This window comes from Streptococcus equi subsp. zooepidemicus, from assembly GCF_015689395.1.
Classification (GTDB): domain Bacteria; phylum Bacillota; class Bacilli; order Lactobacillales; family Streptococcaceae; genus Streptococcus; species Streptococcus equi.
On record NZ_CP065054.1, the window covers coordinates 1,452,917 to 1,467,919 of the forward strand.

9 protein-coding genes are annotated in these 15,003 nt (G+C 42.1%); 5 read left to right on the forward strand and 4 right to left on the reverse strand.

Features of this window, described 5'->3' with window-relative positions; genetic code table 11:
* Positions 1-87: 87 nt before the first annotated feature.
* Together I2432_RS06895 and I2432_RS06900 are read right to left on the reverse strand one after the other, a co-directional pair.
* On the reverse strand, positions 88-2,769 hold the full coding sequence (locus I2432_RS06895) for a cation-translocating P-type ATPase (protein WP_043039125.1): 2,682 nt from the start codon (positions 2,767-2,769) through the stop codon (positions 88-90).
* 349 nt (positions 2,770-3,118) lie between these two features.
* Positions 3,119-3,505 (reverse strand): YwiB family protein, encoded by a 387-nt coding sequence (locus tag I2432_RS06900; protein WP_043039126.1) that lies wholly within the window; start codon positions 3,503-3,505, stop codon positions 3,119-3,121.
* Positions 3,506-3,585: 80 nt separating this feature from the next.
* On the opposite strand from I2432_RS06900, the gene I2432_RS06905 reads away from it, so the two are divergent.
* The 4 genes from I2432_RS06905 (at position 3,586) to I2432_RS06920 (ending at position 8,370) form a co-directional block, all read left to right on the forward strand.
* On the forward strand, positions 3,586-4,887 hold the full coding sequence (locus I2432_RS06905; RefSeq protein WP_043039127.1) for an HD domain-containing protein: 1,302 nt from the start codon (positions 3,586-3,588) through the stop codon (positions 4,885-4,887).
* A gap of 224 nt (positions 4,888-5,111) precedes the next feature.
* Positions 5,112-5,921, forward strand: coding sequence for a sugar-phosphatase (yidA, locus tag I2432_RS06910; RefSeq protein ID WP_043039128.1), 810 nt, complete (start codon positions 5,112-5,114; stop codon positions 5,919-5,921).
* Positions 5,921-7,135, forward strand: a complete 1,215-nt coding sequence (locus tag I2432_RS06915; protein WP_043039129.1) for an aminoacyltransferase — start codon at positions 5,921-5,923, stop codon at positions 7,133-7,135. The genes yidA and I2432_RS06915 overlap by 1 nt, the downstream gene beginning before the upstream one ends.
* Entirely contained in the window at positions 7,135-8,370 is a 1,236-nt protein-coding gene (locus I2432_RS06920) for an aminoacyltransferase (RefSeq protein ID WP_206158685.1), read from the forward strand. The genes I2432_RS06915 and I2432_RS06920 overlap by 1 nt, the downstream gene beginning before the upstream one ends.
* Positions 8,371-8,578: 208 nt before the next feature.
* On the opposite strand, the gene tpiA is transcribed toward I2432_RS06920, so the two are convergent.
* Positions 8,579-9,337 carry a triose-phosphate isomerase gene (gene tpiA / locus I2432_RS06925; protein WP_206152442.1) on the reverse strand — a complete coding sequence of 253 codons (759 nt, stop codon included), beginning with the start codon at positions 9,335-9,337 and terminating at the stop codon, positions 8,579-8,581.
* Positions 9,338-9,602: 265 nt separating this feature from the next.
* Positions 9,603-10,799, reverse strand: coding sequence for an elongation factor Tu (gene tuf / locus I2432_RS06930; protein WP_012515923.1), 1,197 nt, complete (start codon positions 10,797-10,799; stop codon positions 9,603-9,605).
* A 950-nt stretch (positions 10,800-11,749) separates the two neighbouring features.
* Here tuf and I2432_RS06935 point away from each other — a divergent pair.
* On the forward strand, positions 11,750-14,896 hold the full coding sequence (locus I2432_RS06935; protein WP_043039132.1) for a putative mucin/carbohydrate-binding domain-containing protein: 3,147 nt from the start codon (positions 11,750-11,752) through the stop codon (positions 14,894-14,896).
* Positions 14,897-15,003: the final 107 nt, after the last annotated feature.

The window sequence follows — 15,003 nt, forward strand, 5'->3', positions numbered from 1 at the left end:
CTATAGGGGGAGTCTATTATTTTTTAACTATGAACGTCAGACCATTTTGTTAGTTTGAAAGTGTTCTTATCTTTTTACTGATGACGCCTAAATCGCTTTGTCATCTTGACCAAGTGAGCGCTGAATAGCCTTGACAAGCTCAACAAGCGCAACCATCAAGAGACTTCCAATAATAACAACTAGCCATTGTGTAAGGGTTAAATGAGTCACATGGAAGAATTTGTTAAAGCCAGGGACAACCACTGTAGCCATCAAGGCAACAAAGGCTACTGGGATAGAATAGTTAAATAATTTATTCTTAAATAATCCAACTGTAAAGATAGACTGATAAACAGACTTAACATTATAAGCATGCACCAGCTGAATAAGGCCAAGCGTGACATAAGCCATCGTTAAAGCATCGGCATGCACGTCATGGTAGCTTGTATGCTCTGGGAACATCAAGGCAAAGCCATAAACACCAAGCACTAGGATTGTCTGAAGGGCACCCTGATACAGAATAGCTTCTTTTACACCACCGTCAAAGAAGCTTGATTGGCGTCCACGAGGCTTGTGCTTCATGACACCAGGCTCAGCAGGCTCAACACCAAGAGCGATCGCTGGCAGCGTATCTGTTACCAGATTAATCCAAAGCAGGTGAACCGGCTGAAGCACGTCCCAGCCAAATAAGGTAGCCAGAAAAATTGTAAAGACCTCAGCCATATTAGCAGAAAGCAGGTACTGAATTGTTTTTTGAATGTTTGAAAAGACCTTACGTCCTTCTTCAACAGCAACGATAATGGTTGCAAAGTTATCATCGGCAAGGACCATATCAGAAGCCCCCTTAGAAACCTCTGTACCTGTAATTCCCATACCAATACCAATATCAGCTGTTTTAAGAGACGGCGCATCATTGACACCATCACCAGTCATGGCAACAACCTTACCTTCATTTTGCCAAGCCTTAACGATACGGACCTTATGCTCTGGAGATACACGCGCATAAACAGAATATTGTCTAAAGACCTTTTGGAAGGCTTCGTCAGACAGCTCATTGAGCTCAGCACCCGTAAAGACATGGTCAACACCATCTTCTTCGATAATGCCAAGACGCTTGGCAATAGCTTCCGCTGTATCCTGGTGGTCACCAGTAATCATGATCGGACGAATACCAGCCTCCTTAGCAACCTTAACAGCCTGAGCCGCTTCAGGACGCTCTGGGTCAATCATCCCAACAAGACCTGAGAAGATAAGCTCTGCTTCGACCACCTCTGTTTCAAGTGCTGGAATCGCTTCTATGTATTTGTAGGCCATCATCAAGACACGAAGGGCTTGCTTAGCCAGATCCTTATTAGTAGCTAGAATCGTTTGCCTATCAGCCTCTGTAATCGGACGAATCTCTCCATTTTCTTCGATTTGAGTGACACGCTTCAACAATTGGTCAGGAGCACCCTTAACAGCGATGAAGTATCCGCCGTCAGCTTGCTTGTGAATGGTTGACATCAGCTTACGATCAGAATCAAATGGTAATTCTGCCACACGAGGTTCTGAAACAAGAGCCTCACGCACATCAAAGCGATGATCTAAGCCAAATTGCACCAAAGCAGTCTCTGTAGGATCACCAATCAGCTTACCTGCTGGATCAACCTTAGTATCATTGGCAAAATTCATCACACGAAGAGTATTGTTATCAAAGGCAATATCAGCTGATGACTCTTGAAGTGCTCCGTTGGTATAAACCTTTTCAACTGTCATCTGGTTCATGGTCAAGGTACCAGTTTTATCTGAGGCGATAATTTCAGTTGAACCAAGGGTTTCGACCGCAGGCAATTTACGGATAATAGCGTTACGCTTTGCTAGCACTTGTGTTCCAAGAGAAAGCACAACCGTAACAATAGCTGGAAGCCCCTCTGGAATGGCAGCAACTGCAAGCGCCACTGATGTCATCAAGCCTTCAAGCGGGCGCTGACCACGTAAAAAGACACCAACTGCAAAGGTCACAGCTGCAATCACAAGAATAGCATAGGTTAAAATCTTAGATAGATTGTCAAGGTTTTGCTTTAGCGGTGTGTCTGTCTCATCAGCATTAGCCAGCATGCCAGCGATATGGCCTACCTCAGTGTACATACCAGTGTTTGTGACAACTCCCATACCGCGTCCATAAGTAACGTTTGAGTTTTGGTAGCCCATGTTAACACGATCACCAATACCAGCATCAGCAGAAACCTCTCTTGACAGGTCCTTTTCAACTGGAACTGACTCACCAGTAAGAGCAGCTTCCTCAATTTTTAAGGAATTGACCTCTAACAGACGCATATCAGCTGGTACTACATCTCCTGCCTCTAGCAGGACTATATCGCCTGGAACAAGCTCTTTAGAGTCAACCTCAATCACATGACCATCACGACGCACACGTGCTAAGGGACTAGACATGGATTTTAAGGCCTCAATCGCTGCCTCTGCCTGTCCTTCCTGATAAACCCCGAAGGCTGCATTTAAGATAACAACAGCTAAAATAATGATAGCATCTGTCAAGCCCTCCATCCCTTCTGTTACCACAGAAAGAAAGGCCGCTGCAACCAAAATAATAATCATCAAATCCTTAAACTGATCAAGGAATTTCATGAACAGGCTGCGCTTTTCACCCTCGTCAAGCTCATTGCGCCCGTAAGCTACTAGACGCTGCTGGGCCTCTGCACTCGTTAGCCCCTTGCGACTAGACTCTAATTGAGCTAATACTGTTTCTTCACTTTGCGTATAGAACGCTTCATGTCTTTGTTCTTTCGACAAATTGGTCCCTCCTTGGTCTTTTTATGCTTTATTCAACTAAAAAGACCTGTTTATTTTTCTTAAACAAGTCTCGCTGTTTCAGATTGTACCGGAAATCGAAATTCCGTATTGACGACACAATCACGGCTAACCGTCTGCTACTCCCTTGATATAGTCACTATTATAATAAAATGATGACCAAAAAACAAGAAAAAAACAGGGAAATATTTTTTAAAAGCCTCAAATCATCTGATGATTTCCAGATAAAAGGGCAACTAATAGCCAAGCTTAGGCTGTCATTGCCGAGATACAAACAGCAGAAACCGGCTGTCAGCTTAGGAGACTAGCAAAGAACTTCCTCTTGCTAAGATCAATACCACTTGATCTCCAAATGATAATGAGCAAAGGCCGTCTCAGTGCTGGCCTGTAATAAAGCATAATCTAGGGTCACTGTCTGCTGGTCATGGTCCAAGTGAAAATGGCTCGTATCTGTCAAAAATTGCTGGATCCCTACAGGCGTCGGAATAGCGATCAAGGTTTTTTTGTTTGCAAGAAACCTCATCACAGACTGAGGCTTTGAAAAGCGACTCATCGTTAGCTCAGCAGCATTGAACTTAATCACTACTCTTTCGTTGTCATTATTTTGATAAATTAGATAGGTAGCATCTGCCTTTTGTCTCAAATCCCCAGTATGAATCTCCTTGATTAGCTCTGTTTCCTGACCATAGCTGATCTTGTTATTAATTTCAATCTTCATGATATCTTCTTTCTCTTGAGTTTTGCTCGTCTATTCTACCAATTTCTGACCATTTTCGCAATTTCTGCTATAATAGAAGCATGAATGAAAAAGTATTTCGTGACCCTGTTCACAACTATATCCACGTTAATCATCAGCTCATTTACGAGCTAATCAATACAAAGGAATTTCAACGACTAAGGCGAATTAAGCAGGTACCAACAACAGCCTTTACCTTTCATGGTGCCGAGCATAGCCGCTTTTCACACTGTCTTGGTGTCTATGAGATTGCTCGTCGTGTCACAGAGATTTTCGAGGAAAAGTATGCAGACCTTTGGCATAAAGAAGAAGGGCTTTTAACCATGACTGCTGCGCTCTTGCATGATATTGGCCATGGTGCTTACTCGCACACCTTTGAGACCCTATTTGATACTGATCACGAGGCTGTTACTCAAGATATCATTACCAGTCCAGAAACGGAAATTAATGCGATTTTGACGCGCTACTCTCCTGATTTTCCTGACAAGGTAGCTAGTGTTATCAACCACACTTACCCCAATAAACAGGTAGTGCAGCTGATCTCTAGCCAAATCGACTGCGATCGCATGGATTATCTGCTGCGCGACTCTTACTTTTCTGCGGCTAATTATGGGCAATTTGACCTAATGCGCATTCTTAGGGTTATTCGACCTGTGAAAGATGGCATAGCTTTTGATCTCAGCGGTATGCATGCCGTAGAGGATTACATTGTCAGCCGCTTTCAAATGTATATGCAGGTTTATTTTCACCCTGCCAGTCGAGCCGTCGAGCTGATCCTACAAAATTTGCTGAAGCGTGCTAAGGCTCTCTATCCTAGCCAGCAGGACTATTTCCAAAAGACAGCCCCTGGGCTCATTCCATTTTTTGAAAAAAGTTTCACGCTTGCTGATTATCTTTGCTTAGATGATGGTGTGCTCAATACCTATTTCCAGCAATGGATTAACAGTGAGGACCATATCCTATCAGACCTGTCGAGTCGGTTTATCAATCGAAAAATTTTAAAATCAGTCACCTTTGACCAAGAATCACAGCAGGATTTAGAGCGTTTGCGAAAGCTGGTTGAGGCAGTTGGTTTTGATCCTGATTATTATACAGGTATCCATGTCAATTTTGACCTTCCTTATGATATTTACCGTCCTGAGCTGGAAAATCCAAGAACTCAAATTGAAATGATTCAAAAAGATGGCAGCAGGGCTGAGCTATCCCAGCTCTCTGCGATTGTCAAAGCTCTCACAGGCACAAGCTACGGTGATAGACGCTTTTATTTCCCAAAGGAAATGTTAGAGCTTGATGACCTCTTTACATCAGATAAGGAAGCCTTTATCAGCTATATCTCTAACGGACACTTTCATTTTAACAACTAAGGACCAGTCAAGGTCCTTTTGGCTTTTTCATCACGCTCTAGATTTAAAATGGTATATTACCCGATAAGGACAGCTAGAGCTCTGACAAGCACAAGCCACCAAACACAGTAGAGCCTTTAATATTGCCAAAATCTCTTTTGTTTTCATGACAAAAGAACCTATTTTTAGTAAGATAGAAGGTGGCAAATCATTGATTACAAATCAGAACAACCAAGGAGAATTCCATGTCTATCAAACTTGTTGCCATTGATATTGATGGCACCTTACTCACTGACGATCGACGCGTTACTAATGACGTTTTTGACGCCATACAGGAGGCCAAAGCCCAAGGCGTCCATATCGTCATTGCTACGGGACGTCCCATTGCTGGGGTCATCTCATTATTAGAGCAATTGCAACTAAATCAAAAGGGAGATCATGTCATCACCTTCAATGGTGGACTGATTCAAGACACTGCGACCGGTGAAGAGGTGGTCAAAGAGCTGATGACCTACGATGATTACCTTGACATAGAATATTTAAGCCGCAGGCTAGGCGTTCACATGCATGCCATCACAACAGAGGGCATCTATACTGCTAACCGAAATATCGGCAAATACACTGTACGAGAAGCAAGGCTTGTGGACATGCCTGTTTTTTATCGAACACCTGAGGAGATGGCTGACAAAGAGATCGTCAAAATGATGATGATTGATGAGCCAGACCTTTTAGATGAGGCCATCAAACAGATTCCTCAAGCCTTCTATGACACCTACAATATTGTCAAATCAACACCTTTTTATCTCGAATTAACACCAAAAACAGTCAGCAAGGGCACCGCTATTGGTCACCTTGCCAAAAAGCTTGGCATTGACATGTCCCAAACGATGGCAATCGGCGATGCTGAAAACGATCGAGCCATGCTTGAAGCGGTTGCTAACCCTGTTGTCATGGAAAATGGGGCTCCCGAGCTGAAAAAGCTGGCCAAATACATCACCAAATCAAACAATGACAGCGGCGTAGCGCATGCTATTCGGAAGTGGGTATTAAACTAATGTATACATATAAAATCGGAATTTCAGCTAAAGAGCACGATCAGTTTGTCCTATCACATCCTCAGGTCAATCTGCTGCAAAGCGCTCATTGGGCTCAGGTAAAGGATAACTGGGAGCATGAGCTCATTGGTTTTTACCAGGATGACAAGCAAGTCGCTGCTGCTGCTTGCCTTATCAAGAGACTCCCCCTAGGCATGACCATGATTTACATTCCTCGAGGGCCGATTATGGATTATTCTGACTTTGAGTTGGTTAACTTCGTCATGACTAGCCTAAAGGCTTATGGTAAATCCAAGCGAGCTCTCATGATTAAATACGATCCTTCCTTGTTTATCAGTCAGGCCTTAATAGGTGAAGAAAGAAAGGACAATGACTTCACCCTCTCCATTATTGATTTTTTAAAGACCATCGGTGTTGAATGGACTGGCAGAACCAAAGAGCTTGAGCAAACGATTCAGCCCCGCTTTCAGGCCAACATTTACGCCAAGGACTTTAAGCTCCAAAGCTTATCAAAAAAAGCCAGACAGTCTATCCGAACTGCTCAAAATAAGGGAGTCGAGATTATTATTGGCTCAACAGAGCTACTTGAAGACTTCTCAGCACTGATGAAAAAGACTGAGGAGCGAAAACACATTTCTTTGCGTGGCATTTCCTATTATGACAAATTAATGACCACTTACGCTAATCAGGCTTACATTACCATGGCTAGATTGAACCTTCCCAAGCAAAAAGCGCTCATACAGCAGCAATTAGAGGAAGCCTTAAGCAATCAGCAAGTCTTTACCCAAAACAGCAAGCCAGGTAAGGTCGCAGAAAACCAAAATACCATTAAAAGGCTTGAAAGGGAGCTGGCTTTTCTAGATAAAGAAATACAAGCAGGTAAAAGCATTGTACCTCTAGCAGCCACCCTGACGCTGATCTATGGGCGAACCTCTGAAAACCTATACGCAGGTATGGATAATGACTTTCGCCAATATCAGGCAGCTCTCTTAACCTGGTATCATACCGCAGAGGAGGCCTTTAAGCGCGGTTGTCAATGGCACAATTTAGGAGGCGTTGAAAACCAATTAGATGGCGGACTGTTTCAGTTTAAAGCAAGATTAAACCCAGCTATCGAAGAATTTGCAGGAGAATTCAGCATTCCAGTTGGACCTATCTCAAAAGTGGCCATGATAGCCTATAATCTGAGAAAAAAACTAAGGAGTAACCCTTAATGGCTTTAGATATCATTGACAAAGAAACCTTTGGCTCATTTTGCAGTCAAGTGGAGTATAAATCCTTCATTCAATCCATAGAAATGGCAGAGCTGCTGCAAAAGCGTGGCTATCAAACACAATACCTTGCAATCAGTGACCAGAAAGATATTAAGGTTGCAGCCATTCTCTACAGTATAGCAATGGCCGGCGGCTTACGCATGGAAATCAACTCAGGTCCCGTAGTGGCTGATACGACCTACACAACAGCCTTTTACAAAGCCCTACAGGACTATGCCAAACAGCAGGGAGCTCTTGAGCTAGTCATCAAGCCCTACGATACCTATCAGACCTTTACCAGTGATGGTCACCCAAATGATGATGAAAAGCCAGAACTGATCAAGGCCTTGACAAAGCTCAATTTTACACATGATGGCCTGTTAACAGGCTATCCTAACGGTGAGGGCGATTGGCATTATGTTAAAGAGTTAAGTGGCTTAACCTCTGCTAACTTAATCAAATCCTTCAGTAAAAAAGGCAAAGCCCTGCTAAAAAAAGCCAAAACCTTTGGCATTAAGCTACATAAGCTCAGTCGTGATGAGCTAACGCAATTCAAGGCAATTACTGCTGCTACATCTAGTCGAAGAGATTATACCGATAAGCCCCTATCTTATTATCAGGATTTCTATGATAGCTTTGGGGATAGCTGTGAATTTATGGTTGCAACCCTCAATTTTGATGACTACCTCGCCAACCTAAGGCACAGCCAAGACAGGCTAAAGCAAGGCATGGCTAAATTAGAGGCAGACCTAGCTAAAAACCCAAGATCAGAAAAGAAGCAAAATCGGCTTCGGGAGCTCTCCAGCCAATTTGATACCTTTCAAGTTCGGGTAGCTGAAGCACAGGAGTTGATTATCAAGTATGGCAAAAAAGACGTTCCTCTAGCTGGTAGTCTCTTTGTTTACACCCCGCAGGAGGCTGTCTATCTCTTTTCTGGCTCCTATCCAGAATTTAACAGGTTCTACGCGCCAGCTCTATTACAAGAACATGTCATGCTAAGAGCGATTGAAAAGGGAATCAGCTGCTATAATTTTCTTGGTATCATGGGTGAATTTGATGGCTCTGATGGTGTTTTACGCTTTAAGCAAAACTTTAACGGCTATATCACACGAAAGATGGGAACCTTTAGGTATTATCCAAAGCCCTTCAAGTACAAAGCCATACAGGCCATCAAGACAATGCTTGGTCGCAGCTAAGTCAAGCTAGTGGCTAAGCAGCCCTTTAAGCCTTCCAATGGCTATTGACCACAATAATAAATCCTTGATTGTCTTACTCAGAACCCCTTTAGTAAACTTTCCAACCTAAAAATAAGGTATAGGTGATCCCATGCTCAAGAAGGGTATCAAGCAAACCAAAAGCTCAAGGAATTAACCCTTGAGCTTTTTAGCTATATTATAATTGTCATTAGTTGACAAAATCAAGCAAGGCAAGGAAGCTATCTGCTTCTAGTGATGCACCACCGACAAGAGCTCCGTCAACATCTGGACAAGCCATGTACTCCTTAATGTTTTCAGGCTTCACAGAACCACCATACTGTACACGAACCTTGTCTGCCACCTCTTGACCAAAGTCAGCAGCAACCACATCGCGAACAGCCTTACACATGCTTTGAGCATCTTCTTGAGTGGCAGATTTACCAGTACCGATAGCCCAGATTGGCTCATATGCCAATACCAATGAAGCAACCTGCTCAGCAGATAGCCCCTCTAGAGCCGCGGACACCTGTGCACCAACAAAGGCTACTGCCTGACCAGCCTCATAGGTCTCAAGAGACTCACCACAGCAGATAATTGGTGTTAAGCCATTAGCAAAGATGGTTTTTGCTTTTTTATTGATATCCTCATCAGTTTCGTGGAAATAGTCACGACGCTCAGAGTGACCAATCACCACATAGTCAGCTCCCATGTCAGCAAGAACCTTCGGAGAGGTTTCGCCTGTATAAGCGCCTGAATTTTCAAAATAACAGTTTTGCGCAGCAACCTTAAGGACAGAGTCCTTAGCAGCCTCAATTGTAGTGACCAAGTCAACAGCTGGTGCTGCTACTGCAACGTCAACAAGATCGTTTGAAGGTAATTTGCTTACTACTGCCTCAACAAAGGCTTTTGCCTCTTGAGGATTTTTGTTCATTTTCCAGTTACCGGCAATAATTGGTTTACGTGACATTTCACATACCTCTTCTTTTTTTATTTACATCTACTATTCTAGCACAATTTCTATGCTAATAAAAGAAAATGGCTGACTTTTAGGAATATTTTCACAAAGAAAAGAGTATTTTCTGAAACCATTTTCAAACGATAAGGCTTATCGATTAGCTAAGCAGACCCGCTAAGTCCTCATCTTTATAAACAGAGCAAAAAGAGCCCTTAAAACAAGGGCTCTCACAATTAAGCTGTCTGACTTTAATCGTTATCTGGGAACTTAATCAAAATTAAGCTTCGATTTCTGAAACGATACCTGAACCAACAGTACGTCCACCTTCACGAATTGAGAATGTAGTACCTTGTTCTACGGCGATTGGGTGGATCAACTCAACGTCAATAGTCACGTTATCACCAGGCATAACCATTTCTGTACCTGCTGGAAGCTCGATTGAACCTGTTACGTCAGTAGTACGGAAGTAGAATTGTGGACGATAGTTGTTGAAGAATGGTGTGTGACGTCCACCTTCTTCTTTAGTAAGGATGTATACTTCACCTTTGAATTTAGTGTGTGGGTTGATAGAACCTGGCTTAGCAATAACTTGACCACGTTCGATTTCATCACGTTGTACACCACGAAGAAGAACACCAACGTTGTCCCCTGCAAGACCTTCGTCAAGCTGTTTACGGAACATTTCGACACCAGTAACAACTGCTTTTTTGATCTCGTCTCTGATACCAACGATTTCGATTTCGTCGTTAACACGAACAGTACCGCGGTCGATACGTCCTGAAGCAACAGTACCACGTCCAGTGATTGAGAATACGTCCTCGACTGGAAGAAGCAATGGCTTGTCTGTGTCACGTTCTGGTTCTGGAATGTATGAATCAACAGTATCCATCAATTCCATGATGATATCTTCGTATTTGCTGTCGCCTTCAAGAGCCTTAAGCGCTGAACCTTGGATAACTGGAAGGTCATCACCTGGGAAATCGTATTCTGAAAGAAGGTCACGAATTTCCATTTCAACAAGCTCAAGCAATTCTTCATCGTCAACAAGGTCAACCTTGTTCATGAACACGATAAGGTGCTTAACACCAACCTGACGTGAAAGAAGGATGTGCTCACGAGTTTGTGGCATTGGTCCGTCAGTTGAAGCAACTACAAGGATAGCTCCGTCCATTTGAGCGGCACCAGTGATCATGTTTTTAACGTAGTCCGCGTGTCCTGGCGCGTCGATGTGCGCATAGTGACGTGTAGCAGTTTCGTACTCAACGTGTGCAGTGTTGATAGTGATTCCGCGTTCGCGTTCTTCTGGAGCAGCATCAATTGAAGCGTAGTCTTTTGGTTGGTTAACTGAGCTTGGTAGACGACGTGCAAGAACAGTTGTGATTGCAGCTGTTAAAGTAGTTTTACCATGGTCAACGTGTCCAATTGTACCAATGTTAACGTGGGGTTTACTACGATCGTATTTTTCTTTTGCCATTTTAGGAAAAGCCTCCAATAAAATATATTTTATAGATAGACGGTAGGCAATACAGTCTAACTTTACCTTACTATTGTAGCAAATTATAAGGAAATTGCAAGCAGTAAGTGAGGAACTTTAACGGATTTATCGTTATCCTTGATTTCAACAACCCTGACATACAAAAAAGGAAAGTGTTTTCGTCTTCTCTCAGGCAATCAGCTCTTTACCGTTTTTTGCTTTTCAAGGCCCTAGGCATTTGCATACTTTTGGAGGAGAGTTGAATTGTTAAGAGATAATGCATTCTGAGATCTATAAATCATAGGCAGGACATACCGATCCAAAACTAAGATAGTGGAGACTTGATGGTCCATGACAGACGCACGAAACAGCTATTTCCGAATGATAATATCGATTAAAGGTGACACCTTCAACGTCCTTCCTATAGTCGAATCTATACAAAATCGTACATAGTCTTAAAATGGACGAACATTGAAATACAGGAAGCTTTATTTTCTTGCTAAAAATCTTTCATGTGTCTATCGTGGTCGATGATCACAGAGTTAGCTTGTTAATATTTTCTATCTTTTTTATTATATTTCGTTAATTTTATAGTCTATTTAACCATTTTAAAAATTTACTTATTTAAATCACAAAACACTGTTATAATAACATTTTAAGGCTATCAATGATTAAGATTTTTCCAAACATATTTATCATTTCTAGGATTAAAGAAAATATATATTGACATATTCTGATTTTTTAATATTATGGAATAAGAAAGACAAAATAGTCAAAAAGGAGGGATAGGATTTTTAACACCGTAACAATATCGTCATCACAGCATCAAGAGCTAAGAAGGGTAAATAGTCTTTCTATTTTATAGTATTTGCGAGTATAGTTTTAAGGCTAGCTATTCTTTTCCCAGAGTTTTGAATCACTTTATATTATTGTAAAAGGACTTTATAACGATGAAACTAAAGAAAATAATAGCACTAGCATGTGTTGGAATATTAACATTACATCAGCTCTCTCCAGCAATTGTTTATGCAACTACTGATGCTTCTGATGGAACAGCCGCTACAGTTAATGCAGGTGATACAGCTGCTCCTTCTGCCGAGGCTAAGCCATCACAACTGATGACTGATACCCAAGCCTTATTTACAGATAACTCCTGCAGTAAGCTGGCAAGTGGTGTCACACAAGAAAAAATAGATACCTTAAAGCAAAAGGCGACTGACTCAACAGAGCCTGAAAAAGAGCAAATCCTAGGTCTACTAGATAAGGCAGCTAGCCTATTACAGCAGTTTACCCTACAAGGGTTAGGCAATGGTGTCTTTGCTCAACTTTACTTCTATGCTGATGGCAGCTACACTGCAAGTTTGATCACTAAAAGGGGCCAGCCTCACTCTTATTTCTCTACTAATTACGCTACGATAACGATTCTTAATAACAAAAAAGAAACCGTCTATTCAAAGGAATATGTCGGTAACGTTTCTCAGGTAGCACAAACAGAAGAGCTTGAGCTAAAAGAGGGCTATTACCTCATCATCAATAAGCAGGAGCCTAACCGCTTCTACACTAACCACAATGACGCTCTAAAGCAAAACAATACCAACCCTTACACTTATGTGGTGAGAGATGGGCAGCTTGAGCGTATTGATGACAGCAATAGAACGCTGCGCTTCCTTGGCTTAGGCAATGCAGAATACGCAACCTTAAGGGTTGATTACAATGCCTCTACCCTAACCCTCAAAACCAAGCAGACCAAGCCACATGTTTACTTCAGTGGGTCTTATGAAAAGCTTGAGGTCCTAGATACAGAAAATCAAGTGATCTACACAAAGGACTTCATTGGAACTCAAGTCCTCGAAGCTAAAACAGAGACCATTCCTTTTAAAGTAGGCTACAAGATCCGCTTAACAGGTAGTGAGCACCATACCAGAGTGAAATTCTACGATGATTATGCGGTAGAAGCGCCATTAACACTCTCTAAAAATCAAGCAACCTTAAAGCTTCTTGACCACTCACTAGAGCTAATGAGGTCTAAAACAGGCTCAGAGCTTGAGTCTGAGGTACTGACTCTATTTACAGATGAGTCTACAAGTAAGCTAGCAAGTGGTGTCACACAAGAAAAAATAGATGCTCTTAGGAAAAAGGCGACTGACTCAACAGAGCCTGAAAAAGAGCAAATCCTAAGCCTACTGGATAAGGCAGCTAGCCTATTACAACAGTTTACCCTACAAGGGCTAGGAAATGGTATCTTTGCCCAGCTCTACTTCTATGCTGACGGCAGCTACACTGCAAGCTTAGTCACTAAAAAAGGACAGCCACACTCTTACATCGCTAACAATTACGCTACCCTAACCATTCTCAATGAGAAAAAAGAAATCGTTTATGCTAAGGAATACGTGGGTAATGTTTCCCAAACAGCTAAAACAGAAAGCCTTACTCTCAAGGAAGGCTATTACCTAGTCATCACTAAGCAGGAGCCTAACCGCTTCTACACTAACCACAATGACGCTCTAAAGCAAAACAATACCAACCCTTACACTTATGTGGTGAGAAACGGGCAGCTTGAGCGTATTGATGAGAAAAATAGAACCCTACATTTCCTTGGCTTAGGCAATGCAGAATACGCAACCTTAAAGGTTGACTACAACGCCTCTACCTTAACTCTAAAAACCAAAAAGGCTAAGCCACATGTTTACTTCAGTGGGACTTACGAAAAGCTTGAGGTCTTAGACTTAAAAGACAAGGTTGTCTACACACAAGACTTTATCGGAAACCAAGTTCTAACAGCTAAAACAGAGACTATTCCCTTCAAGGTGGGCTACAAGATCCGCCTAACTGGTAGTGAGCACCATACTAGAGTCAAAGCCTATGATGAAGAAAACAAGGCTGTTTCTCTTAGCCTCCCTAAAAATAAGGCAGAGATTCGAATCACCAAGGGTGGTTTGGCTTCTGTATTTGCACTAGAGGCTAAAGCTACTAATACACTCGTACAAGCCGTTGAAAAAAGACTAACCAAGGAAAAAATCGAGGACTTCAAGAAGAAAGACGACAAGCATAAAGCCTTTATTGATTGGTTGCTCAAAGATAATGAAGCAATGCAATTATATCTTGGTGCAGGCTATGCCCATTCTGCAGCACAGGGTGGCATGTCATCATACCAATTCAAAAACACCTATAACCTCACCAATGAGCTAGAAGCATTGGAATTGTGGTTTAAGATTTGGGATAAATACAAAGCCTCACATCAAGGTATTCAACTCAAAATGGCTATTGCGGTTGCCTTGGAATTTACCAAGCCTGTGGGCGCTTGGTACAATGAGAGCCAAAAGATTGATCCTCTTGAAAGATTTGTAACCTTTGCAGAGGCCGAGCAAGGCAATGTCTTATTTGAAGATTTTTACAGCTTAACTGTTGAGCAAATCCGAAATGTCGTCAATGCCAAAATTACTGATGAGGACATGAAATGGCTAAGACAATACGTTGAAACCAATAAGCCTGCTATGATTAACCGTAATGACATCACTAAGGGCTATTCGCTAATCAGTTATGTCGGGACCAACCCAGAAACAGGTGTGAGCGTCCACAGCTCTGGCTTTTACGGACCAAATCCAACCATCAAGGAAGTCATCAAATATGGTGGTGTCTGCGGTGCCATGTCTAAATTAAGTAGTGTGCTAGCACAGGCTTACGGTGTGCCAGCCTTTCCGATTGGACAACCAGGTCACTGTGCTTATATCTACTTAAATGCTGACCATACCTATCAGCTCGGCTATGATGTCTCAGGCTGGACAGGCTGTGGTAACTACAACACAACACTTCCTTATGTCCAAATTCATAACGTCTACTCTCTTAATATAGACGCTTATAATGCCTCAGAATATGAACGATATAAGGCTGAAGCAGCTACTGACAAGGAGACTAAGCTTAATCATTTAGATGCTGCTCTAAAGGCAGAGCCATTAAACTATAAAGCATGGAATGACAAGCTAGCATTGGTAGCTTCAGACCAAACAGCATACCAAAGCACTCTAAATGACATGAAGTCTGCATTGAAGGATTATCCAGTTATTATCAATAATTTAGAAAAAGATACTAAACAGTAAGCTAATTCCTTGGGCTTAAAAGAAGGCTAGCTAAAACTATACTTACAAATACTATAAAATATAAGAGTCTCAGCTTGAAGGACATGCTCAATTGAGAGAGCTGCTTC